At 52.9% G+C, this 23,866-nt stretch carries 19 protein-coding genes and 1 tRNA gene; 6 read left to right on the top strand and 14 right to left on the bottom strand.

Features of this window, described 5'->3' with window-relative positions; genetic code table 11:
- Positions 1-133 precede the first annotated feature (133 nt).
- Both RCF31_RS19735 and RCF31_RS19740 read left to right on the top strand, forming a co-directional pair.
- Positions 134-1,534: an MFS transporter gene (locus RCF31_RS19735; protein WP_416412046.1), complete on the top strand. Its 1,401-nt coding sequence runs from the start codon at positions 134-136 to the stop codon at positions 1,532-1,534.
- A 10-nt stretch (positions 1,535-1,544) separates the two neighbouring features.
- Positions 1,545-3,500: a glycoside hydrolase family 127 protein gene (locus RCF31_RS19740; RefSeq protein WP_416412047.1), complete on the top strand. Its 1,956-nt coding sequence runs from the start codon at positions 1,545-1,547 to the stop codon at positions 3,498-3,500.
- Between the two features lie 93 nt (positions 3,501-3,593).
- On the opposite strand, the gene RCF31_RS19745 is transcribed toward RCF31_RS19740, so the two are convergent.
- The 4 genes from RCF31_RS19745 to RCF31_RS19760 all read right to left on the bottom strand — a co-directional run bounded on the left by RCF31_RS19745 (position 3,594) and on the right by RCF31_RS19760 (position 7,326).
- Positions 3,594-5,021 carry a hypothetical protein gene (locus tag RCF31_RS19745; protein ID WP_416412048.1) on the bottom strand — a complete coding sequence of 476 codons (1,428 nt, stop codon included), beginning with the start codon at positions 5,019-5,021 and terminating at the stop codon, positions 3,594-3,596.
- A gap of 151 nt (positions 5,022-5,172) precedes the next feature.
- Positions 5,173-5,249, bottom strand: a tRNA-Pro gene (locus tag RCF31_RS19750).
- A 72-nt stretch (positions 5,250-5,321) separates the two neighbouring features.
- Entirely contained in the window at positions 5,322-7,076 is a 1,755-nt protein-coding gene (gene yejM, locus RCF31_RS19755; RefSeq protein WP_416412049.1) for an LPS biosynthesis-modulating metalloenzyme YejM, read from the bottom strand.
- 22 nt (positions 7,077-7,098) lie between these two features.
- On the bottom strand, positions 7,099-7,326 hold the full coding sequence (locus RCF31_RS19760; protein ID WP_084876079.1) for a YejL family protein: 228 nt from the start codon (positions 7,324-7,326) through the stop codon (positions 7,099-7,101).
- A gap of 158 nt (positions 7,327-7,484) precedes the next feature.
- Between RCF31_RS19760 and yejK the strand changes: the two genes are divergently transcribed.
- Positions 7,485-8,489, top strand: a complete 1,005-nt coding sequence (yejK, locus tag RCF31_RS19765; RefSeq protein ID WP_313688282.1) for a nucleoid-associated protein YejK — start codon at positions 7,485-7,487, stop codon at positions 8,487-8,489.
- Between the two features lie 58 nt (positions 8,490-8,547).
- On the opposite strand, the gene rplY is transcribed toward yejK, so the two are convergent.
- Together rplY and RCF31_RS19775 are read right to left on the bottom strand one after the other, a co-directional pair.
- Positions 8,548-8,832 (bottom strand): 50S ribosomal protein L25, encoded by a 285-nt coding sequence (rplY, locus tag RCF31_RS19770; protein WP_084876077.1) that lies wholly within the window; start codon positions 8,830-8,832, stop codon positions 8,548-8,550.
- Positions 8,833-8,962: 130 nt separating this feature from the next.
- The gene (locus RCF31_RS19775; protein WP_299445443.1) at positions 8,963-10,717 is read right to left on the bottom strand and encodes a DEAD/DEAH box helicase; all 1,755 of its coding nucleotides are present in this window, start codon (positions 10,715-10,717) and stop codon (positions 8,963-8,965) included.
- A 168-nt stretch (positions 10,718-10,885) separates the two neighbouring features.
- On the opposite strand from RCF31_RS19775, the gene rsuA reads away from it, so the two are divergent.
- The 3 genes from rsuA to RCF31_RS19790 all read left to right on the top strand — a co-directional run bounded on the left by rsuA (position 10,886) and on the right by RCF31_RS19790 (position 13,490).
- Positions 10,886-11,608, top strand: coding sequence for a 16S rRNA pseudouridine(516) synthase RsuA (gene rsuA / locus RCF31_RS19780; RefSeq protein WP_416412050.1), 723 nt, complete (start codon positions 10,886-10,888; stop codon positions 11,606-11,608).
- Positions 11,609-11,620: 12 nt separating this feature from the next.
- The gene (locus RCF31_RS19785; protein WP_299445447.1) at positions 11,621-12,817 is read left to right on the top strand and encodes a Bcr/CflA family multidrug efflux MFS transporter; all 1,197 of its coding nucleotides are present in this window, start codon (positions 11,621-11,623) and stop codon (positions 12,815-12,817) included.
- A 346-nt stretch (positions 12,818-13,163) separates the two neighbouring features.
- Positions 13,164-13,490, top strand: a complete 327-nt coding sequence (locus RCF31_RS19790; protein ID WP_084876074.1) for a hypothetical protein — start codon at positions 13,164-13,166, stop codon at positions 13,488-13,490.
- Here the strand turns inward: RCF31_RS19790 and yejF are convergent.
- From yejF to RCF31_RS19830, 8 genes are all read right to left on the bottom strand, one after another.
- Positions 13,487-15,076, bottom strand: coding sequence for a microcin C ABC transporter ATP-binding protein YejF (yejF, locus tag RCF31_RS19795; protein ID WP_416412051.1), 1,590 nt, complete (start codon positions 15,074-15,076; stop codon positions 13,487-13,489). The genes RCF31_RS19790 and yejF overlap by 4 nt on opposite strands.
- Entirely contained in the window at positions 15,077-16,099 is a 1,023-nt protein-coding gene (locus tag RCF31_RS19800; protein ID WP_416412052.1) for an ABC transporter permease, read from the bottom strand.
- The gene (locus RCF31_RS19805) at positions 16,099-17,193 is read right to left on the bottom strand and encodes a microcin C ABC transporter permease YejB (RefSeq protein WP_313686407.1); all 1,095 of its coding nucleotides are present in this window, start codon (positions 17,191-17,193) and stop codon (positions 16,099-16,101) included. The genes RCF31_RS19800 and RCF31_RS19805 overlap by 1 nt, the downstream gene beginning before the upstream one ends.
- A 10-nt stretch (positions 17,194-17,203) precedes the next feature.
- A complete protein-coding gene (locus tag RCF31_RS19810; protein WP_416412053.1) occupies positions 17,204-19,012 on the bottom strand; it encodes an extracellular solute-binding protein in 1,809 nt (602 codons plus the stop codon).
- Between the two features lie 65 nt (positions 19,013-19,077).
- Complete coding sequence (locus tag RCF31_RS19815) at positions 19,078-20,649, bottom strand: cyclic di-GMP phosphodiesterase (RefSeq protein ID WP_416412054.1); 1,572 nt, start codon at positions 20,647-20,649, stop codon at positions 19,078-19,080.
- A gap of 298 nt (positions 20,650-20,947) precedes the next feature.
- On the bottom strand, positions 20,948-21,523 hold the full coding sequence (gene mepS, locus RCF31_RS19820; protein ID WP_299445460.1) for a bifunctional murein DD-endopeptidase/murein LD-carboxypeptidase: 576 nt from the start codon (positions 21,521-21,523) through the stop codon (positions 20,948-20,950).
- 516 nt (positions 21,524-22,039) lie between these two features.
- Complete coding sequence (locus RCF31_RS19825) at positions 22,040-22,747, bottom strand: phosphatase PAP2 family protein (protein ID WP_416412055.1); 708 nt, start codon at positions 22,745-22,747, stop codon at positions 22,040-22,042.
- Positions 22,748-22,790: 43 nt separating this feature from the next.
- Positions 22,791-23,765, bottom strand: a complete 975-nt coding sequence (locus RCF31_RS19830; RefSeq protein ID WP_416412056.1) for a CobW family GTP-binding protein — start codon at positions 23,763-23,765, stop codon at positions 22,791-22,793.
- Positions 23,766-23,866 lie beyond the last annotated feature (101 nt).

Genomic DNA, 23,866 nt, shown 5'->3' on the forward strand with positions numbered 1-23,866 from the left:
TCGGAATTACCCTGTTTTTATACTTTTCCGTTCCCTTGTTGGTTGCCAGATTGCAGGCAGAATGAGTCAGGTACCTGTAAATAAGCCCGCCATGATGCGGGTAATGTACTCTGACCCTGACGAGGAGTTTTCGATGACTTCTACCCCGATTACGCAAACCGAGCTGACGCAGCAGGCCACCAGCGATGTGCTGTCGATGCGCGAGAAAATCGGTTATGGGCTGGGGGACGCCGGTGGCACGGTGATCACCTGCCTGATTATGAATTTTCTCACGTTTTTCTATACCGATGTCTTTGGCCTGACTCCGGCACTGGTCGGAACCTTGTTTATTGCTCTGCGCGTGTTTGATGCGGTATCCGATCCGATCATGGGGATCATCGCCGACCGCACCCAGAGCCGCTGGGGACGTTTCCGCCCCTGGCAGCTGTGGATTGCGGTGCCGATTGGCATCATTGGCGTACTGACCTTTACCGTCCCTGATGTCAGCATGAACATGAAAATTGCCTGGGCTTTCGGGACTTATTTGCTGCTCTCGATCAGCTACACGGCGATTAACGTGCCTTACTGTGCGCTGATCAACACCATGACCACCCGCCATACGGAAGTGCTTTCCTGCCAGTCATGGCGTTTTGTGTTGTGTGGCGTGGCGGGTTTTCTGGTCTCCGTTGGCCTGCCGTGGCTGGTGTCGGCGCTGGGTAAAGGCAATGCCGCACTCGGCTATCAGGCGGGCGTAGGGCTGCTGTGCACGGTGGCGGTGGTGATGTTTCTTTGCTGCTTCTTCTGGGTGCGTGAGCGCGTACCGCTGGACAGCATGGGCAAATTTACCCTGCGGCAACATCTGGCCGGGTTACGCCGCAACGACCAACTGTTGCTGATGTTGCTGATGTCCTTCCTGCTGATTAATGTGTTTAACATCCGTGGTGGTGGCTATATGTACTTCATCACCTATGTGCTGAAGGGCAGCACTGCCTATACCTCGCTATTTTTCACCATGGTGACCTTTGCCTCGATTCTTGGCTCAGTCATCGTCAGCCCGCTGTCAAAACGCATCGATACCGTCAAACTTTACTCTCGCACCAATATTGTGTTGGCGGCCCTGGCGGTTTTGATGTGGTTGCTGCCCACTGGCGCGGCGTGGCAGACGCTGTGGCTGGCGGTGATCCTCGGTAACGGCATTATCCTCGGTTTTACGCTGCCGCTGCATTTTGCGCTGATGGCGTTTGCTGATGATTACGGTGAGTGGAAAACCGGCGTGCGCTCGTCGGGGATGAATTTTGCCTTCAACCTGTTCTGTATCAAGCTCGCTTGGGCTTCCAGTGCCGGGATCATCAGCCTGGTGTTTATCTTCGTGGCCTACCAGCCGGGTGCCGGTAATCAGACCGCCGCTTCACTGCAGGGAATTACCACCATGGAAACCCTGCTTCCCGCCTTATTTCACCTGCTGCTGGCGTTCAGCATTCGTGCCTGCAAACTTAATAATCCGATGATGGCACGCATTGCCAGTGACCTGCGCGTCCGCCATGTTCAGTCTTAAGGAGACCATAATGTCTGTGATGGAAGTTAACCTGCATAAGCTCAAAATCAGCGACCCGTTCCTCGGCCAGTACCAGCAACTGGTACGCGATGTAGTGATCCCTTATCAGTGGGATGCGCTCAATGACCGCATCGCGGAAGCCGATCCCAGCCATGCTATCGAAAATTTCCGAATTGCCGCTGGACTGCAACAAGGGGAGTTTTACGGCATGGTGTTCCAGGACAGTGACGTGGCGAAATGGCTGGAGGCTGTCGCCTGGTCTTTGTGTCAGAAACCCGACGCGGAGCTGGAGAAAACCGCAGATGAGGTGATTGAACTGGTGGCAGCCGCCCAGTGTGGCGATGGCTATCTCAACACGTATTTCACGGTCAAAGCGCCAGCGGATCGCTGGACCAATCTCGCCGAATGCCATGAACTTTACTGCGCCGGACATATGATTGAAGCCGGTGTGGCTTTCTTTCAGGCCACGGGCAAACGCCGCTTGCTGGAGGTGGTCTGCAAACTTGCCGACCATATTGATAGCGTCTTTGGTCCGGGGGACACACAGCTGCATGGCTATCCGGGACATCCGGAAATTGAACTGGCGCTGATGCGTTTACATGAGGTAACCCAGGAACCGCGCTATATGACGCTGGTGAACTACTTTGTCGAACAGCGCGGCACGCAGCCGCATTTCTACGATATTGAGTATCAAAAGCGGGGCGAAACATCCTACTGGAATACTTACGGCCCGGCATGGATGGTAAAAGACAAGGCCTACAGTCAGGCTCATCAACCCATTGCGGAACAACAGACGGCGATTGGTCACGCGGTACGCTTCGTCTACCTGATGACTGGCGTGGCACATCTGGCAAGACTCAGCCAGGATGAAGCGAAACGGCAGGATTGCCTGCGTCTGTGGCATAATATGGCGCAGCGCCAGCTATATATCACTGGCGGCATCGGCTCGCAAAGCAGCGGGGAGGCCTTCAGCAGCGATTACGATTTACCGAACGACAGCGTCTATGCCGAAAGCTGTGCTTCGATTGGCCTGATGATGTTTGCCCGGCGTATGCTGGAGATGGAAGCCGACAGCCAGTACGCCGATGTGATGGAACGCGCGTTATATAACACCGTGCTGGGAGGGATGGCGCTGGATGGCAAACATTTCTTTTACGTCAATCCGCTGGAAGTACATCCTAAAACCCTCAGTTTTAACCATATTTACGATCATGTGAAACCGGTACGCCAGCGGTGGTTCGGCTGCGCCTGCTGTCCACCGAATATCGCCCGCGTGCTGACCTCGCTGGGGCACTATATCTATACACCGCGCGAGGATGCGCTTTACATCAATCTTTATGTCGGCAATAGCGTGGAAGTGCCGGTAGGCGAACAAACGCTACGCCTGCGTATCAGCGGCAACTTCCCGTGGCAGGAAAATGTGACCATCGCTATCGATTCAGCGCAGCCGGTGCGGCATACGCTGGCTCTGCGTTTGCCGGACTGGTGCGATGCGCCGCAGGTGGCGCTTAATGGCGTGGAGGTAGCGCATGACATCCGCAAAGGTTATCTGCATATCAATCGGCTCTGGATGGAAGGCGACACCCTGACGCTGACATTGCCCATGCCGGTACGCCGTGTGTATGGCAATCCGCTGGTACGTCACGTCGCAGGCAAAGTGGCGATTCAACGCGGTCCGCTGGTGTATTGTCTGGAACAGGCGGATAACGGCGAGCAGCTGCATAACCTGTGGTTGTCTGACTCCTCCACCTTTACGACTTTTGAGGGTAAAGGGTTGTTTGCGCATAAGGTGCTCATTCAGGCCGAGGGCAGCAAGCACACTTCTCATGAGCCTGAGCAGCAATTGCTCTGGCATTATGATCGTGCACCTTCCACCCGGCAAACTCAGACCTTAACGTTTATTCCGTGGTTTAGCTGGGCGAATCGTGGAGCAGGGGAGATGCGGATTTGGGTGAATGAGGGGTGATTTTTGATTTGTAGCACCGGATTAGAGCAAGAACACCACCAGGGTGATACTCTGGTGGTGTAAAATAGCGAAATTTGATTTAAGGATAATGACTTATTTCACACCATGATTTAGCACGGCGCTGGCATTGATGACCAGACAAGGCTCAGTGCAAGTGTTGTTGAGGCCAATCACCGGCGCAGCTGGAATGACATAATTCATCGCGTGCTCTTTTCTGGCTGAATACGCCATGCCCGCAAATGCCCAGGGCATGCCTAATGAAAGGGCACCAAACTCATCATATTTAGTGGATTTTGCAACTCTCGGTAAATTATCGGAGTTGATGTTGTAATACAACTCACCTTTGAATTCTGCAGGAACAGTTCTCAGGACTTCAGCGTTGAACAGATGATATTCTTCCTGCTGAGGCAGAGAAAAACCATTGCGGATATTCTGGTTGCTAACAAATACCGTCAGTAAGATGAAAATAACATAAGGTATTTGCGGGTATCTGATGTTCTTAAAAATCGTCAACAGGCCAAAGATGAATGCTGCAGTGGTAATCAATGCAATGGCGACGATGGTGCGATACGCTGCCCAGCTCTCACTGACCAGTAAGTTTGGTAATCCGGATGCAAGCACGAAAAAGGCAAACAAATAAGGTTTGTTTCTGCCATGTTTTTTCATGGCAGCGATACCAATACCTATAATGACGAGTGAGAGGATGACAGAAAATAACGTTCTGCCTAAGTCATAATTGGCAATGGCGTTTTTTAGCGGTTCTTTAATGAACCACAATAATTTCTTTCCCAACTCCAGAGTCACATTCGTTCTGGCCAAAATGTCATGGTAAAGCCAGTACGGCAGTGCTTTGGCAAACAGCAGTGCGCTGAACATACCAAAGCCTAACATCAATATCGTCCTGATGAAAATCTTACGATCAACCACTTGCTTTGGCAGACAAAGGTCAATCATCGCAAAGAATAAAAAGCTCATGCCAGCGGGCTGATAAATGGCAAAAGAAGCCGAAATAAAGATCGCTGATAATAATAATCTGCTTAATGATGTTCTGTGGCTGGTGAGGCAGGTATAACTCAGGCCAGAAAAAATGACGGAAAGTACGTAAGGGAAACATACCGACCAGGCCGTGTACACCTGAAACGAAGGCAGCAGGCATAACATCGTACTGAAAGTGAAGCGCTGCAGGTTATTCTCAAGGATCTGACGTTTGCTGGTGAAATAATAGAGGTAACATCCCAGAGCAATCAGTGACAGGAGTGAAAATACTCTCAGAACGATAAGGCTATTAACATCGTCAATAAAAAATGAAAAAAGATAACGAAAAGAACCATACAATGGTCTGCCAGATAAAACATCCCACTTTAATATGCTATTGGGGTCCGTGTTTGATGCATATATGTAAAACCAGTCATCAGAAAAAGCATAATTTGAGAGATATATCGGGCTGTAGCCTATTAATATGAAAAAGGTGATTAAGAAATAGAATTTAACATTATAGTTTGCGTTTATCGTATTAATCATGTCCTGTTCTGTTCTTCTTCGTATATCCTGGTCAACGCATGGAAGGGTAATTGGGGGCGTAAAGGTTAGCATGCAGGACCACGATATTGCCATCACGATATTCAGGCAATAAAAAAGCAGCCATAAGTGGCTGCTTTTTTTTTGGGAATTTTGGTCGGCACGAGAGGATTTGAACCTCCGACCCCTGACACCCCATGACAGTGCGCTACCAGGCTGCGCTACGTGCCGAACGTGGAGGCATATACTACCGTTTCCGCGCACGATTGCAAGATGTGAGCGGTTTAACTGCCTCATATTTAATCAGTTTGCGATGAAACGCTTCTCTTCCGTCAGTACCTGCAGCAACAACGCCAGTTGCGGTTTATGATCCTTCAGCGCTTTACCCTGTGCATCGTATGCACGGTAGCTACCATTATTGTTCAGTACCAGAGTCATGTCCGGTGTGGTCACCACCAGCCTGCCATCTTCGCTGCTCGCTACCCAATTATGGCTGCGCTGAGCGGCGAACAGATCTTCACCCTGAGAATAGTTCACCGGGTTAGTCCGCACATGCAGCAGACGTTGCATCAATGTCGCCATCACATCCTGTTGATCGGTGAGGCGGTCAATAGTCTGCGCTGGCGTATTCGGCCAGTGCACCACCAGCGGCACCTGCAGGGTAGCGCGGTTGCCCGGATTGTTGTCATCACCATCCAGCGCAATGGCGCGCTGAGCGGTAATCACCACTACGGTATTCTTCAGCAAATCGCGCTGTTGCAGGGTTTGCAGTACAGCGGCGATTTGCGTGTCAACACCCGCAGCCTGACGTAAATAGCTACGCTGTTGCGCTTTCAGGTTATCGCCAGTGACGGTGACGCCATTCAGTGCCACCCAGGAGAACCAGGGGGTGCTGTTGTCCTTCTGCCCGTTGAGCCAGTTTTGCCATTGGGCGACGGTCGCGCTATTCGGCTGGCTGTCCATGGCGGGCAGGGAGTAGTCCGCCAGCAGTGCCTGACGATATAACGGCTGATTAAAGCCATCGGAGGAGAACAATCCGAACTGATAACCCTGGCTGTTCAGCGCGCTGAGTAATGTGGAAGGCGTACGTGCTGCCAGCACCCCATCCATATAGCTTGATGAGATGCCATAGAACAGACCAAACAAGCCTTTTTCAGGCTGGTTTCCGGCGCTGTAGTGCTGCGTAAAGCGCACGTTGTCAGTAGCGAACTGATTCAGCGACGGTAACGCTTTTTCCACGTTGGCGTTATTCAGGCCATCCACCGTCAGCACCAGCAAATTATGGCGTGTACCACCATCGCGGAAGGTGATATCGCTTAACGGATATTGCACCGATAACGCTTCCGGATCGCCTTGCTGCACCAGACGCTGCTGATACGCCTGCGCATCCAGCAGACCGTGGCGTTCAAGGAAACGCCGCGCCGTCATCGGATAGGAAAGTGGCAGGTTAGCGCGCTGCATCGTGATCGGACGATAGAAGTTGGCATCAGCCCAGATATACAGCAGATGGCTGGCGAAGAACGCACAGATAAACAGCGCTGCCAGCGGTTTGCCAAACGAACGACGGTTGAGGCTGCGCAGCTTCTGCCAGCTCCAGGTGGCAAACAGCATCTGAACCAGAAATATCACCGGTACACTGATAAACATCAGCTGCCAGTCGCGCGCCATCTCACTTTGGTCGGGGTTTATCACCAGCTCCCACACCACCGGATTGAGATGGAGATGGAAGCGGTTGAATACCGCACTGTCGACCATAATCAGCGTCAGCCCTGTGGTGGCGATGATCGCTGAAAGGAACCTGAGCAATCGCTGCGACATCACCACAAAGGTGAGCGGGAAGATCACCAGCAGATAAACGGAAAACACCAGAAAGCTAAAGTGGCCAATCCAGCTGGTATAGGCATAGATACGACCAGCCAGGGACGCTGGCCAGTCGGAAACCAACAGGTAGCGGCTGCCTAAAACTAACGCGAAGAGAATATTAAACAGGGCAAACCAATGCCCCCAGCTGATCATCTGGGAGACTTTGTCACGGTAGCGCTGCCGGTTGGTTACCATATTATAAGGTCAAATCTGCAATTTAATGGGCGTTGTCATCGCGAACCGACGCTTGCAACGCATCGGCAAAAGATCGTGCCAGGCTGCGGCGCTGTGCCGGAGAGACGCTGGTGTTGATCAAATTGGTTACCATATTCCCCAGTACCATCAGGGAAAGGTCGGTTGGCGCTTTGTCTTTTTCAAGAATCTGCGCCATTTGCGCGAGGAGTTTCTCCACGCGTTCGTCACTGTAACGGGATGATTGTGGCATATCGTCGACTAATCAAGTATCAAAAGGCGGTATATTACCGTAACAACGAGATTTTTTCCGCAATTTTATCAAACGCGAAACGTTCGTGTTGTGTATGGAGTTGAAAGCAGCGGCGTGCGGTGTTTGAATACGCGCCTGTGCTTAAAGGAGAGTCTATCATGAGTCTGGATATCGACCAGATTGCCCTGCATCAGTTAGTGAAACGTGATGAGAACCAGCTTGAGCTGGTGCTGCGTGATACCCTGCTGCCTGCCACCAAAGCGGTTGAGGAGATGGCAGAAGAGTTGCATCGGGTGTACAGCGCCAAGAACAAAGCCTATGGGTTGTTCGATGAAGAGAGCGAACTGGCCGCTGCGCTGCGTAATTGCCGCAAAGGGGAAGATGACTTTCTCGCCTTTAGCCGGGCGGCGACCGGGCGTCTGCGCGATGAACTCGGCAAATATTCCTTTGCTGAAGGCGGTATCGTGCTGTTTATCCATTATCGGTATCTGGCGGTGGAATACCTGCTGGTTGCGGTGCTGAACAGCCAGTCCAGCATGCGGGTTAACGAAGAACTGGATATCAGCAGCACACACTATCTCGATATTAATCATGCCGATATCGTCGCGCGCATTGACCTCACCGAATGGGAAACTAACCCGGAATCGACCCGTTATCTGACGTTTTTGCGCGGACGGGTAGGGCGTAAAGTTGCCGACTTCTTTATGGATTTCCTCGGTGCCAGCGTGGGCCTCGATACCAAAGCACAAAACCGCGGCTTATTGCAGGCGGTGGATGATTATTGTGCGGAATCGAATCTGGATAAAAATGAACGGCAGAATTACCGTCAGCAGGTTTACAGCTACTGTAACGATCAACTGCAGGCCGGTGAGGAAATTGCGCTGGAAGACCTTTCCAGCGAACTGCCGCCACTGGGTGAAAAGACTTTTCAGGCGTTTACCCAGGAGCAAGGCTACGAGCTGGAAGAGCATTTTCCTGCCGATCGCAGCACCTTACGTCAGCTGACTAAATTTGCTGGCAGCGGGGGTGGGTTAACCCTGAACTTCGATGCTATGCTGCTGGGCGAGCGTATTTTCTGGGATCCGACGACAGATACGCTGACCATCAAAGGCACGCCGCCTAATCTGCGCGATCAGCTGCAACGTCGCACCGGCGGCAACTGATTTCCGCCCATAAAAAAACGCCGCAGATGCGGCGTTTTTTCTTCAACTCGTCAGGCGATTAAGCGCGAACGAAGTCGATGTGGTGCAGTTTCGGCTTGAACGGGTGACGCTGTACAGCCTGAACTTTAACTTTGATTTCTTTACCGTCAGCAACGATGGTCAGAACGTCAGTGTAAAAGCCTTCTTTAGCCTGCATGTTCATGACTGAGTCGTGATCCAGTTCGATAGAAACCGGTGCTTCAGTTCCGCCATAAACGATGGCCGGGAACTTGTTAGCGTGGCGCAGGCGGCGGCTCGCACCCTTACCCTGCTCTTTACGTACTTCTGCGTTGATAGTAAACATCTTAATATCTCTTCGTTGATTCCTGTTACAGGCGACCCAGCAACAGAACGATTATTCAAACGCCATTGCGAATGCAAAAGCGGGCGGCATTATAGCCGCTAAGCGCCGCACGGGCAAATGATTCCGTGGGTCAACGCAGTTCATTGGCCCGACGAAAACGGCCCTGATAATCAAATATCTTTTCGCGGACTTGCCAGAAATGGCCCTTAGCACGCGCCACGACAAAATCAGGATGACGTAATAACGGTTGCAGAGCTACCACATCGCTGGCGGTCTGCCATCCGAGTGGCACACCCGGTGCGCGCTGATGGGGGCGCATAAACAGTTGTTCAAATGCCTTACGTTGCGCGGGCGTGTGCAGGCGAAAACGTTCGCTGACGTCCAGACCATCCTCATCATAATAAGTCGCCTTCAGCCATTCGCCTTTCTCATCACGTCCCTGCGTCAGCGTCATGCCGCCGCAGCGCAGCACCCGGGCGTCTTTGAGTTTCAGCGCGGCCTTCAGCATATCATCGGGATCAACCAGCACCTTGTCGCACTGGTGACAACGACGCGCCGCGATATCGTTTTCGGCTCCGCAATCCGGGCAGCTTTTGAAGCGGAAGCGATAATCACATTGCTCACGCTGCCCGTCGTCGTCTTCCAGCACCCCCTGACAACGGCGGCCAAAATGCTCAATCACATGACCATCAGCAGTGGCTTTGCCCCAGAAGGTGTTGGCGAAGCCGCAGGCGGGACAAAAAACCTGCACCGGCTGATTATCGCTGGCTCCTTTGGGCGCACCCACTTCAGGCGTGAAGAGATCGTGTGGGTTACCGGCGTAATCGAGGATCAGGCAGTCGGTTTTGCCGGGGGAAAGGCGCAGGCCGCGTCCGACGATTTGCTGATACAGGCTGACAGATTCGGTGGGGCGCAGAATGGCAATCAAATCGACATGGGGGGCGTCGAAACCGGTGGTCAGCACCGCGACGTTCACCAGAAACTTCAGTTGCTGCGCCTTAAAGGCGTTAATCAGACGGTCGCGTTCTTTCACCGCCGTTTCGGCCGAGACCAGAGCGCTATTTTCCGGCAACAGCGTTAACACCTCACGCGCGTGCTCGACGGTGGCGGCAAAAATCATCACGCCACGGCGATCGTCGGCAAACTCCACGATCTGGCTGATAATGTGCGGCGTAACGCGCTGCTGCTGTTTCAGTTCCCGATTCAGGTCGGCTTCGCTGAACAGACCGTTGTTTTGCGGCATCAGGCGGCTGAAATCGTATTGCACCACCGGCATATCCAGCCGTTCTGGCGGTACCAGAAAGCCATGCTTAATCATATAGCGCAGCGGCAATTCATAGATGCAATCACGAAAAAGCGCCTTTTCATCGCCGCGCACCATTCCATGATAATGAAACTGATAGATCCAGCCTTTGCCCAGGCGGAATGGGGTAGCCGTCAGCCCCAGCAGACGCAACTGCGGATTATGCTGGCGCAGATGGGTGAAAAGTTGCTGATACTGACTTTCGCTGTGATCGCTGATGCGGTGGCATTCATCGACGATCACCAGGGAAAAGGCACTGTCGAAACGATCGAGGTTGCGTGCCACCGACTGTACACTGCCAAACACCACTTTGCGTTCGCTTTGTTTCCTTTGTAATCCTGCGGCGAAGATATCGGCTTCCAGTCCGTATGCCTGATATTTGCTGTGGTTCTGCTCCACCAGCTCTTTGACATGCGCCAGCACCAGCACGCGCCCGCGTGCCAGTCGCGCCAGTTCGGCAATCACCAGGCTTTTTCCTGCCCCGGTGGGCAGCACAATCACTGCGGGTGTCGCATGCTGGCGGAAGTGAGCAACGGTCGCGTTAACCGCTTCTTGCTGGTAGGGGCGCAGGGTGAAAGACATCGGGCCAAAACTTTTTTCTGAAACGGACCCGCATTATGCCATGAAAGCGCCTGAAACGCAGGATCAGCTCTGTTAGCCGCCGATGGTTCAGGCTATACTGCCCTCACATTTTCAACGGATAAAAACACCGTTTCAGTTTCCCTCCGCAGTAACAGGCAAAGCGAATTCATGCGACTCGACAAATTCATATCTCAGCAACTGGAAATCAGCCGTGCCATTGCCGCACGTGAAATACGTGCAAAAAAAATCACCATTAATGGCGAAACGGTGCGTGACACCTCCTATAAAGTGCTGCCGGATGACGAAGTGGAATACGACGGTAATCCACTGGTTCAGCAGCATGGCCCGCGCTATTTCATGCTGAACAAGCCGCAGGGTTATGTCTGCTCCACTGATGATCCGGATCACCCGACCATCCTGTTCTTTATTGAAGAACCTATGGCCTGGAAGCTGCACGCGGCAGGGCGTCTGGATATTGATACAACCGGTCTGGTGCTGCTGACTGATGACGGCCAGTGGTCGCATCGTATTACTTCGCCACGCCACCATTGTGAAAAAACCTACCGTGTCGGGGTTGAATCCCCTCTCGATCCGGCGCTGGTGGACACCTTTGCCGCGGGTATCCAGCTGCACAATGAAAAAGATCTGACCAAACCGGCGACGCTGGAAATTACCGGCCCGCAGGAAGCGTTGCTGACCATCAGCGAAGGGCGTTATCACCAGGTGAAACGCATGTTTGCGGCGGTGGGTAATCATGTGGTGACCCTGCATCGCGAACGTATCGGCGCTATCGCGCTCGATGCCGATCTTGAAGAAGGGGAGTACCGTGAATTGACCGGGGAAGAGGTCGCGAGCATTGGTTTACCTGACGAATTAAAACAACAGAAATAGCGGGAGCACGTGGTGCCAAAGGACAAGAACTCACCGGTCGGGTTAGTGGTTATCCTCGGATTGCTGGCGATGTTGATGCCGCTCTCCATCGATATGTATCTGCCAGCAATGCCACAAATTGCACGTCAGTTTGCCGTTTCATCCGGCAGCGTGCAGATGACGCTTAACCTTTATATTCTCGGCTTTGCTATTGGTCAGCTGGTGTATGGACCGCTGGCGGATAGCTATGGCCGCAAACCGGTGATCGCCCTTGGTACGCTGATTTTTGCCTGTGCGGCGGCGGCGTGTGCGTTATCGCAATCCATCGATCAACTGATCTTCATGCGTTTTCTGCACGGCCTGTCGGCAGCGGCGGCCAGCGTGGTGATTAACGCCCTGATGCGTGACAGCTACTCGAAAGAGGAATTCTCACGCATGATGTCGTTCGTCATGTTGATTACCACCATTGCGCCGTTGCTGGCACCGATTATCGGTGGCTGGTTGCTGCTGTTGTGGAGCTGGCATGCCATTTTCTGGACGTTGTCGATAGCGGCTATCGTGACCACCGTGCTGGTGGTGACCCAGATCCGCGAGACGCTCAAACCTGAGCAGCGTCAGCGTTTTCATCTGCGTACCACGATGGGGAATTTTGTCGCGCTGGTACGGCATAAGCGCGCCTTCAGTTACATGCTGGCAAGTGGTTTCTCGTTTGCCGGGTTGTTTGCTTTTCTTAATGCCGGGCCTTTCGTGTACATCGAGGTGAACCACGTTTCGCCACAGAACTTTGGTTATTACTTTGGCCTCAACGTGGTTTTCCTGTTTGTGATGACGTTGATTAACAGCCGCGCGGTGCGTCGTTTTGGTCCGCTGGCTATGTTCCGAATCGGGTTGGTCATTCAGTTCTGTATGGGCGTCTGGCTGCTGGTAGCGAGTGCACTCAACCTGGGTTTCCTGCCGTTGGTGCTGGGCGTGGCGATGTTTATCGGTTGTGTCTCGACGGTTTCTTCCAACGCGATGGCGGTGATTCTTGATGAGTTTCCGCATATGGCGGGTACTGCATCGTCGCTGGCCGGTACGCTGCGTTTCGGCGTCGGTGCGCTGGTGGGGGCGTTGCTTTCTATGGTCAACGTCAGCAGTGCCTGGCCGATGGTCGCGACCATTGCGTTATGCGCCACCGTTTCTATTATGTTGTTCAGTTACGCTACACGACCTCGTCATAATATCGCCTGAATCCTCTCTGCGGTTTCGTCACTGACGGCGCGATTTATCGCGCCGTTACGGGCAATTTTCATCCATTCTCCAACCCTTTCCCGTACGTGATGTTTCCATGTTGTGAAAATTAATAAGTAAAAAAGTAACCATATTGCGTCTAAAATGATTGTTAACTGCCGCTGAACAAGGTACATATAGCGATAAATGCGAGCATTCTCGCAAATAATAAATCTGCTTTATGTTTTGTGCTTAAAACGAGAAGGCGAGCCTTGACGTCCGTATTCTGAGTTAACCAGGAAAGGGATTCACTGCGTGTGCGCTATTCGTCGTGAATGAAGTTAACGTCTCTGGGGATCACGTATCTATGCTGCAACTTTCGGTTGTGCATCGTCTGCCGCAACATTATCGCTGGTCGGTTGATCATGCTGGTGAGATTGAGCGACAGGAATCTGCCGATGCTGAAAATGACCAGGATCTGGTCGCACTACGCCTGCTCAGTCATGATGGGCATCCAGCGATGGAAATCCTGCGCCAGTTGCAGGATACGCTGGCGCAGATTCAGGTGGAATGCAAAATCGCCCATTGTGAAGGACAGCCCTGTTTGCTGATCCAGCGCGGTGACGAAAGCGCCACCAATTGCTGCCTGAAAAATCAGGGTGTGGCTATCGCCGAAACCTTTGACGGCCATTAAGTCAGGTTTTCTCCCTGGGCCGAAGCCAGTAGCTGACGGGTGTATTCCTGTGCCGGTGCATTGAATAGCGCATCACATTCTCCTTGTTCCACCACTTCCCCCTGGCGCAGCACAATCAGCTGATGGCACAAGGCGCGTACCACCTGCAAATCGTGACTGATAAACAGATAAGCCAGTTGATGCTGCTGCTGTAAACGGCGTAGCAGGCTGAGGATCTGTTTTTGTACCGAACGGTCCAGCGACGAGGTGGGTTCATCCAGCACCATCAGTTGTGGTTCGAGGATCAAGGCGCGGGCGATAGCGATACGCTGGCGTTGTCCTCCCGAAAACTCTGCCGGATAGCGTGTCCGCGTCTCCGCATCCAGTCCCACCTCCTGCATCACCGCAATCACTTTCGCTTCCTGTTCTGCTGCGGTCAGTGTCGGGCGATGAACCGCCAGCCCTTCAGCAATGATCTGTTGCACCGTCATGCGCGGATTGAGCGAGGAATTGGGATCCTGAAACACCACCTGAATTTTTTCCCGCAGCGGCAACAACTGTTTAGACGACAGCTGATGCAGCGGTTGATTGTCGAACCAGATTTCCCCGCGAGCGGCGATCAGACGCAGCAGCGCCAGCCCGGTGGTACTTTTGCCGGAGCCGGACTCACCCACCAGACCCAGACTCTCGCCACGCCGCAGGGTAAAGCTCAGATCCTGCACCGCCATCTTTTCGGCAATGGTGCGTTTCAGCAGACCGCGCCGAATGGGAAATCCGACATGCAGATTCTTCACCTGCAACAATGGCGTGCTGTCGCTGAGGGGGGCCGGTCGGCCATCTGGCTCGGCGGCGAGTAACTCGCGGGTATAATCATGTTGCGGCTGGCTGAACAGGGTGGCGCAGCGGTTATGTTCCACTTCACGGCCATTGCGCATCACCGTCACGTTATGCGCCAGTTGACGCACAATGCTGAGGTTATGGGTGATAAACAACATGCCCATATTCAGTTCACGTTGTAATTCACGCAGCAATTGCAGAATCTGCGCCTGCACCGTGACGTCGAGCGCGGTGGTCGGTTCATCAGCAATTAACAGCTTAGGTTGTGTCAGTAACGCCATGGCGATCATCACGCGCTGACGTTCGCCACCGGAAAGCTGATGTGGGAAATCCTGCAGGCGTGTCGCCGCCTGGCGGATACCGACGCGATCGAGGCAGCTGAGAATTTCCGCCCGCGCCGCTTCACGCCGCATGCCCCGGTGTAGCGACAGTACTTCGTACAGCTGCTTCTCTACGCTATGCAGCGGATTAAGCGACACCATCGGTTCCTGAAAAATCATTGCCATCTGGTTACCGCGTAAACCGCGCAGCGAACGCTCACTGGCTTGCAGCAGGTTCTGTCCGTTAAACAGAATTTCGCCTCGTGGGTAGGTGACGGGTGGCTGAGGCAATAATTGCATAATCGATAACGCCGTGACGCTTTTACCGGAACCGGATTCTCCGACCAGCGCCAGGGTTTCACCCGCATCTACCCGCAGCGAAATGTCTTCCACCACGGTACGTTGCTGAAAGGCGACGGCGAGATGATTGACGGTGAGTAAATTGCTCATTCAGCTTCCCCGGCTTGGATCGAAGGCGTCGCGCACCGCTTCACCAATGAAAATCAGCAGCGATAGCAAAATCGCCAGCGCAAAAAAGCCCGACAGCCCAAGCCACGGTGCCTGCAAATTATTTTTTCCCTGCAACAGCAGTTCACCCAGCGAAGGCGATCCGACTGGCAGACCAAAGCCGAGAAAATCCAGTGAGGTCAACGTGGTGATGGATCCGCACAGAATAAAGGGCAGAAAGGTCAGGGTGGCAACCATGGCGTTGGGCAACATATGGCGCAGCATAATGCGGCTGTCACTGACGCCGAGGGCGCGCGCGGCGCGGATATAGTCGAAATTACGCGCACGCAAAAATTCTGCGCGCACCACGCTGACCAGACTCATCCAGCCAAACACCACGGTGACCAGCAGCAGCCACCAGAAACCGGGCTGGATCACACTGGAAAGCAGAATCAGCAAAAACAGCGACGGCATACCGGACCACACTTCAATCAGACGTTGCCCCACCAAATCGACGCGTCCACCAAAGTAACCCTGAACCGCACCCACCACGATGCCGATGACGCTGGAGAACAGCGTCAGCAGCAGGCCAAACAGCAGAGAAATTCGTGTGCCATAGAGTAAGCGGGCCAGTACATCGCCGCCGTTGGCATCGGTGCCGAGCCAGTTCTGCGTTGAAGGCGGGGAAGGGAAGGGCACCTGAGTGGCAAAGTTGATGGTGCTGTCGCTAAAGCGAATCGGTGCCCAGATGGCCCATCCCTGTTGATCAATACGCTGCTTCAGCCACGGATCCTGATAATCTGCCGGGGTGGAAAAATCCCCGCCGTAGTCGCTTTCGCTGTAGTTAAACAGCAGCGGGACATACCAGCGTTGCTGATAATGCACCAGCAGTGGCTTATCGTTCGCCAGTAGCTCCGCTCCCAGCGACAACAGGAAAATGACCAGAAATATCCATAACGACCAGTAACCCCGGCGGTTATGGCGAAAGCGCTGCCAGCGCTGCTGGTTCAATGGAGACAAGCGCATCAGCGACCCTCAAAATCAATGCGTGGATCGACCAGGGTGTAGGTCAAATCGCTGAGAATATTCATCAGCAGGCCGATCAGCGTGAAAATGTACAGCGTGCCAAACATCACCGGATAGTCGCGTTGAATGGTGGCGTCGTAGCCCAGCAGACCGAGACCATTGAGGGAAAACATCACTTCAATCAGTACCGAACTGGTGAAAAACATGCTGATAAAGGTGGCCGGGAAACCGGCAATTACCAGCAGCATGGCGTTGCGAAAGACGTGGCCGTAGAGGATACGTTTTTCATCCAGCCCTTTGGCGCGAGCTGTCACCACGTATTGTTTGCGGATCTCATCCAGGAACGAGTTTTTGGTCAGCATGGTCAGGGTGGCAAAACCGCCAATCACCGTCGCCAGCACCGGCAGGGTGATATGCCAGAGATAGTCGGTGATTTTGCCGTACCATGGCAGGGTGTCGAACTGGGGTGAGGTCAGGCCGCGTAACGGGAACCAGTCGAGATAACTGCCACCGGCAAATAGCACGATCAGCATCACGCCGAACAGAAATGCCGGAATGGAATAGCCAATGATAATAAAGCTGCTGCTCCAGATATCGAAGGCGCTGCCGTTACGTACCGCTTTTTTGATACCGAGCGGAATCGACACCAGATAAATAATCAGCGTGCTCCACAACCCCAGGCTGATGGAGACCGGCAAACTATCTTTAATCAGCTGTAATACCGAAGCGCTGCGGAACAGGCTATCGCCAAAATCAAAGCGGACATAATTCCACAGCATTTCCACGTAGCGTTGCCACATGGGTTTATCGAAGCCATAGCGTTTTTTGATTTCGGCAATCACTTCCGGGTCGAGGCCGCGTGCGCCACGATACTGGCTGTCGCCGGGATTTTCCCGGCTCAACGCACCGCGTGTGCCACCACCACCACTATCGCCAGCACCAGGAATGATGCTGCTGTGGCCGAATTGAATATTCGCCAGCGCCTGATCCACCGGCCCTCCCGGTGCTATCTGCACAATAAAAAAGTTGAGAGTGATGATGGCCCACAGGGTGGGGATAATTAGCAGTAACCTGCGCAGGAAATAAGCACCCAAACCGCACTCCTCAGCGTCGATCCGCCGGCAAACGCGCGGCTTTGTTCACATCGTACCACCAGTTTTCCAGGCCGGTGGCGAAGGCTGGCTTAATTTCGGGGTGCGAGAATTTATCCCAGTAAGCCAGCCGCTGTTCGGCATTGAACCACATCGGGATCATATAGGCACGCCACAGCAGGATACGATCCAGCGCCTGGCCCAGCGGCAGCAACGCTTTCTCATTCCCCTGGTCCGCGACAATTTGCTGCACGAAGTGATCAACGACCGGATCTTTCACCCGCGCAGTATTCCATGTTGACTCGATGTACTCCGATTGCCAGATGGTTTGCAGATCGGTCGATGGCCAGGGCATGGCGTAATACACCGATGGCGTCATATCATAATCGCCGTGACGCAGGCGACGCAGATATTGCGAGCTATCCACCTGACGCAGTGAAACCTGAATACCCAGCCGTGCGAGGCTGTGCTGGAACGGTAGCGTCCAGTCATTGCTGGAGCCGCTGTTCAGCAACAGTTCAAAACGAAACGGCTGGCCGGTTTTAACATTGACCAGTTGCTGGTTCTTAATCTCCCAGCCTGCTTCTTTCAGCAGGTTCATCGCTTTCAGCAGGTTACCGCGATCAAAACCACTGCCGTCAGAATGCGGTGGGGCGTATTCGTTGTTAAACACTTCCGCTGGTAACTGATCCTTGTATGGTGCCAGTAAAATCAGCTGTGCGGCATCAGGGTAGCCTGCTGCGGCATACGCGGTGTTCTGAAAATAGCTGCTGGTACGCTTATAGGCACCATAGAACAGCGCTTTATTCATCCATTCAAAATCAAAAGCCAGGCTGAGCGCCTGACGAACCCTGATATCACTAAACAGCGGCTTCTCATTGTTGAACGCCAGCCAACTGGTATTGGTGGAGACATCATTAGGCGTCACCTGTTTGACGATGGCGTGGCTGTCAAAGTTGCGCCCCCGATATTGGGTGGCCCATTTTTTTGCGGAGCCTTCTATACGCAGATCGAAGGCCCCGGCTTTGAAAGCCTCAAACGCCACGTTATCGTCGAGGTAGTAGTCATAGCGGATGGTGTCGAAGTTAAAACGTCCGCGATTGACCGGCAGATTGGCTGCCCAGTAATTTTTCACCCGGCTGTACTGGATAAACTGCCCGGGTTTGTAAGAGGTGACGCGATAAGGCCCGCTGGGCAGCGGTGGATAGCCAATGGGTTCATTGAATTTTTTGTTCTGCCAGAACTTCTCTGGCAGTACCGGCAACGTCAGCCAGCTCAACGCCAGATCTTTATCCGGCTTAGGTAGATTGATACGTACCGTCAGACGATTCAGGGCTTTGACTTCCACGCCGCGAAACGCCACGCGGAACTGGGGAACCCCTTCGGTCATGAACTTGTTAAAAGTGAAAGCCACATCCTGAGCGGTAATCGGTGTGCCATCCTGAAATTGCGCATGAGGATTAATTGAGACTTCCATCCAGTGAAAATCGCTGGGATAACGCGCCGACTCGGCAATCAGAGGGTAGTAACTGGCAGGCTCATCATCGGAGGTCGTGAACAGGCCGTCATACAGGGTATCGGTTGCGGCACCGGGGTTGCCGCGCGAGGCATAACGGTTGAAGTTATCGTAAGTGCCAATGACGGCCAGGGTCAGCTTGCCGCCTTTTGGTGCGGCCGGATTGGCATAGTCATAATGGGTAAAGTTCACCACATACTTCGGCTCACCCAGTTTGGCAAAGGCATAGCTTTCGTTGATGGTTTCCGCATGCAATGGCGACATTACACAGCCAAGCAGCAACGCTGTGACTAAACGAAGCAGCATAAGAGGGACGCTCTCCTTTCGTTATCCGCACCTTATGGTAGCAGTTTCATGACGTTTGCGTGACGTTAACCGGCAGCAACCAGTTGCTGCTGCTGATAATAGTCCACCAGATTTTCCGGCTTCAAGGGGCGGCTAAATAGATAGCCCTGTAAATGGGTGACGCCGCGATTGACCAGCCAGGCAGCCTGGTCACCGGTTTCCACGCCTTCTGCCACGGTTTTCAGGTTGAGCTTTTTCGCCAGTTGCAGCACGGCATCCAGCACCGGGGAGGTGACGGTTTCGGTGCCGATGCTTTGCACAAAACCACGGTCGATTTTGAGATAATCGAAGGGATATCTTTCCAGATAAATCAGCGCGCTGTGTCCGGTCCCAAAGTCATCAATGGCAATCTTGATATCGTTATCATGCAGCCAGGCAAAGATTTCACCGGCGTTTTTTTCCTTCACCATCGTGCGTTCAGTTATCTCAAACACGTAGTTGAAGTGATTAGCAGGCATATCGGCGATCCAGTTTTGTACATCGTTGCGGAAGCTGTCTGAGGACAGGTGCAATGGTGACAAATTCAGCCCCATCCGGGTACCGCGCGGCAAATGGTCACACATGGCATGTGCATCGCGAGCGACTAATTTAAACAGATGGCGGGTGAGGGGGATGATCAGATTCTGTGCTTCGGCATAACTGATAAAGGCATCGGGCGGGATCAACCCTTCGCTGGGGTGGGTCCAGCGTAGCAGGGCTTCGACGCCATAGGGTCGGCCATCATTGGCTGTCACCAGCGGCTGATATTCCACATGGAACTGGCCGCGTTTAATCCCCTGCATAATCTCTTTGCCAGGCCGTTGATGCAACGTCAGCAACAGCCAGCAGGTTCCTCCCACCACCAGTGCAAACAGGATGCCACTCAGCAGAATCAGATGATAATCACGTAAGGCGAGGATGGAACCGAACAGGACAAAGCGCATCGCATCATTATTCAGCGACATGGAGGCCAGTGCCGGCGGCAAATCACTGACGCGCACCACCTGATTGCTACCACTCATGATGGCCCGATCACCCACGATCAGCGCCATCCCGGTGATTTCCGGATGGTATGAAGCCAGCAACTGATAAGGTGTCAGGCTGAGATTCATGGTGGTGAGGATGCCGGTTTCCGCTTTGCCGGGGGTTTTCAGCCACAGCGCCAGCGCAGGTTTGGCGGGTTGCAGCGGCGTGCCTTCCAGCAAGCGCACATCGCGATCGCGTTCAAGTTCAGATTCAGGGGAGATATCATTCACCGGTAACCTGAAGGCACCGGTAGCAGAGGAACAATAAGCGTCACCATCGCGTACCAGCAAAATGGCGCGAATATTACCGGCAAAGGCCGCGCGTGAGGTGAGTTCGCGACCAACGTTGCTGCACTCCAGCTGAGTATATTGTTGCAGCGGATAAAGGGTACCGACCAGGGTTGTCATCACCTGCTGTAAATCGTCCCGACTGTGTGTCAGTAACAGCGCATGCTGCTGTACTCTTTTTTGCCAGGCCAGTGTCAACATCACAGTGACAAACAACAGAAAGAACACAACGCCGACAATCACGCTGCTCCAGGCGATTCGGCGCGAATAGGTTGCATGACGTTTAAACGTCCCCGACAGTGGCATGGAGTGAATTCCCCTTGTCTTGCCATTTTATTATGTTAACTGCGCACTACTACTCTCTGGTGTAGCCCCGTCATTAGCCCGGTCACCGCTGTGTTTTACGCCAGCTTCTGAGCCGAATCAGTTGGGGTAAGTAAGTAAACGAGAATATAACGAGCGCGCGAGAAAAGTCTTGTTATATTTTTGATTCTCAAAAACTTTTTATCGATTTTGATGGGAAAAAAAATGACAGACGAAAAAAAACGCTGTCGGGACAGCGTTTTTTGATTCTCTGGCTGAGAGGATCTTCAAAGGGGATTCATTAGCTGGGATTTCGTCCCAAAACACGCCGTGCTTCACGGTAACGTGCTTTCCAGTAACTGTCGTTAAGGCTGGAAATCATCACACCACTGCTGGTGGAGGCGTGCACAAAGTTGTCATTGCCCAGATAGATGCCAACGTGGCGACCGGTGGAACCGGCGCGGAACAGCACTAAATCACCCGGACGCAGTTTCGTGCGTGAAACCTGCTTACCTGTATCTTCCTGTTCATAGGTTGAACGCGGAAGATCTAAACCAAACTGTTCGCGAAAGGTGCGCTGAACAAAAGCAGAACAATCGATGCCGCGCTTAGTGTCACCGCCTAAACGATAACGCACGCCTTTCCAGTCATCGTATTGGTCCATGATGCGGGATTTGATATCCACGTTCCGCACCATCTGTTCGAATTCGTCCTGAGACGCCTGAAGTAAAAAACCATTCTGGTTGTTAACTTCATGATTCTCGTTATTCGCGTTCTGACCGTTATGGGTGCTGCTACATGCCGATAAAAGTGTTGCCAGAGCTACTGCGGGAATAATCCGCCTGAGGTATCTCAGAATTGGTTGAGACTTGACCATTATGGGTGTTTTCCTTCGAAATCCTTACGACAAAATGTCGCCAGCCAGATGACAAAACGAGTCGAGATTAATAAGAGGGAGCAGCTAAGACAATTCCTTAATTACCAAAATGTGTTTAAGAACACACTTTTGTTGCCTTCGGAACCACATTTTATGCTGTTCACCTACTAATTGCGTTTGAGGTTAACCGATTACAGACCGCGTGGCGAGTGCTTTTATATAAATTTTTATAGGTTTTTTCGATGTGAAATCAATCCGTAACACAATGGCTACTTTATCGACAACTGGCAGCGTTTAAACAGGGAAATAGCGGTGGGATCAGGGGCTAATTCTGGCGTTAAGGCCGATTTTAAGAGGGTTCTGACTGGACAGCTTAGGAAAAAGGCTATTGTGCGGCGAATTCCATCATAATCTTTTCTTTTTATAAAAAATTTGTTAGCAGGCTAATAATCTATTTCTGGTTTCATTAAGCGCGAGCGATCGCTATTTTACGCTTTGATCACTCGCGCTAAACAATTATGCCTGCGGCTTATGTTTGCCCGGTAAAGAGCGATACAGCCAGTTAACTAATTTGTCACTGGCTGGCGTTAGCAACCACCAGCTCAGGCCCACTAATACCACTGACAACGAACCCACGGCGATATCAGTAAACCAGTGTGCACCCGCCATCACGCGAGGCAGGCCAAATACCACCACAATCAGTAAACCCATCAGGAAAGCGCGGCAACCGAAATAGCGCCACATAAAGCAGGCGAAGATCATCAGCATCATACCGTGGTCACCCGGGAAGCTGTCGCTTGAGGCATCTTTAGCCGGAATACCGGTGAGTTCACTCACGCGATGAACGTGTTCAAAAAACAGCGTCGGGCTGGCGTGCTGCACCGGGATTAAATGCCCCAGTTGGTTGAGGATGACGGCGGTCAGCAGCATGGTAATGCCAATCGCCAGCATACGGCGACGGCCCTGTGGCGTATCGCGTCGCCAGAACCACATATACAGTGAACCCATTGCCAGCAGTGAAACCAGGTCAAAACCGCGGAAGTTAGTGATCGCCACTAGCAGTGCAAAACCGTGATGCACGACCATCTGATCGTTGAAACCGAAGAAAATGGCTTTGTCGAGACCAAACCAGAAACCGTGCTCAGGCGGCAGATACCAGGAAAAGAAAATCACCACACCCAGCACATTAAGGAGCAGGATGGTGAATAAACGTGAAGCGCGCATAGTCCAACTCAAAAAAGAAAAATAACGGCAAAACGTACCGCATCTATTTTAAACGAATCTTCAACAGCCCGGTCTGTAACAGGTTCCAGTCAACGGGTTGATGATGGATCAATTCAATACGGCTGTCGGGTGGTGGTGTCGGGCGCGTCTCGATAAACACGTCCTCACCCTGGCGATTAATGGTGACTAAACCCTCCGCAGTGCGTAGCACGCCTTTCACCCGATCTACCGGCGCAAGCCGCGCCCACTCAAGGATTTTGATGGTATCAAATACCGTATCACCATCAAAAATCCAGCCACAGGAGGCATACCCCTGGCCTTCATTGAGCGCTCGCCGCCAGCGTGCCTGGCCGTCAAGTTTGAGCGCTGCCAGCCCTTGTGGACGTGATTCAGCGTGATGATGCAACGCCTCCGGAACCGCACGATCGGCCAATCCCTGCTGGCTGAGCAGGGCGGGATCGATCTCTCCCCAGGCCGCTTCCACCCACTGACGATCGCCGAGCTGCTGCTGACGCCAGTCTGCAAGCAACTGACGATCCTCGTCACTCCAGCGATCGCTTTTGGTGGCAATGACGATATCGGCGGCGGTGAGCTGATCCTGGAAATTTTCATTCTGCACAATGCGCGGGTCAGCCAGATGGCGGGGATCGAGTAATGTCAGCGTGGCATCGACCTGTAGCCACGGCTGATATACCGCAGCGCGCAGCATATTCAGCAACTGTTTGGGATGTCCAAGGCCGGTGGGTTCAATCAGCAGGCGATCGGGTTTGGCTTGCTTCAGCAACATATTCAGACCCACCTGCAATGGCAGGCCATTAACGCAGCACATACAGCCACCAGGGATCTCTTTCAGCGTGGCACCCCGATCGGCGAGCAATGCGCCATCAATGCCAATTTCGCCAAACTCATTGACCAGTACCGCCCAGTTTTCATCGGCAGGCTTACTGGCTAACAGATGCAGCAGAGCGGTGGTTTTACCGCTACCGAGAAATCCGGTAATAACATTTACGTGCGTCACAATCATGCCTCAGCAAACGAGAACAACGCGCGTGGGAAATATCCATCCGGCGCGCACAACAGATTGTTATACTATAACATTTGCTGCGCGCCGGACAGAGC

It is taken from the genome of Pantoea sp. App145 (assembly GCF_047947045.1).
Taxonomy (GTDB): domain Bacteria; phylum Pseudomonadota; class Gammaproteobacteria; order Enterobacterales; family Enterobacteriaceae; genus Pantoea.

Bases quoted from the DNA above. Each gene is read 5' to 3' on its own strand.
- mepS (WP_299445460.1), bottom strand. From the start codon at position 21,523: ATGGTCAAGTCTCAACCAATTCTGAGATACCTCAGGCGGATTATTCCC.
- RCF31_RS19735 (WP_416412046.1), top strand. From the start codon at position 134: ATGACTTCTACCCCGATTACGCAAACCGAGCTGACGCAGCAGGCCACC.
- yejK (WP_313688282.1), top strand. From the start codon at position 7,485: ATGAGTCTGGATATCGACCAGATTGCCCTGCATCAGTTAGTGAAACGT.
- yejF (WP_416412051.1), bottom strand. From the start codon at position 15,076: ATGAGCAATTTACTCACCGTCAATCATCTCGCCGTCGCCTTTCAGCAA.
- yejM (WP_416412049.1), bottom strand. From the start codon at position 7,076: ATGGTAACCAACCGGCAGCGCTACCGTGACAAAGTCTCCCAGATGATC.
- RCF31_RS19810 (WP_416412053.1), bottom strand. From the start codon at position 19,012: ATGCTGCTTCGTTTAGTCACAGCGTTGCTGCTTGGCTGTGTAATGTCG.
- rsuA (WP_416412050.1), top strand. From the start codon at position 10,886: ATGCGACTCGACAAATTCATATCTCAGCAACTGGAAATCAGCCGTGCC.
- RCF31_RS19740 (WP_416412047.1), top strand. From the start codon at position 1,545: ATGTCTGTGATGGAAGTTAACCTGCATAAGCTCAAAATCAGCGACCCG.
- RCF31_RS19800 (WP_416412052.1), bottom strand. From the start codon at position 16,099: ATGCGCTTGTCTCCATTGAACCAGCAGCGCTGGCAGCGCTTTCGCCAT.
- RCF31_RS19760 (WP_084876079.1), bottom strand. From the start codon at position 7,326: ATGCCACAATCATCCCGTTACAGTGACGAACGCGTGGAGAAACTCCTC.
- RCF31_RS19815 (WP_416412054.1), bottom strand. From the start codon at position 20,649: ATGCCACTGTCGGGGACGTTTAAACGTCATGCAACCTATTCGCGCCGA.
- RCF31_RS19790 (WP_084876074.1), top strand. From the start codon at position 13,164: ATGCTGCAACTTTCGGTTGTGCATCGTCTGCCGCAACATTATCGCTGG.
- rplY (WP_084876077.1), bottom strand. From the start codon at position 8,832: ATGTTTACTATCAACGCAGAAGTACGTAAAGAGCAGGGTAAGGGTGCG.
- RCF31_RS19825 (WP_416412055.1), bottom strand. From the start codon at position 22,747: ATGCGCGCTTCACGTTTATTCACCATCCTGCTCCTTAATGTGCTGGGT.
- RCF31_RS19775 (WP_299445443.1), bottom strand. From the start codon at position 10,717: ATGTCTTTCACCCTGCGCCCCTACCAGCAAGAAGCGGTTAACGCGACC.
- RCF31_RS19745 (WP_416412048.1), bottom strand. From the start codon at position 5,021: ATGATTAATACGATAAACGCAAACTATAATGTTAAATTCTATTTCTTA.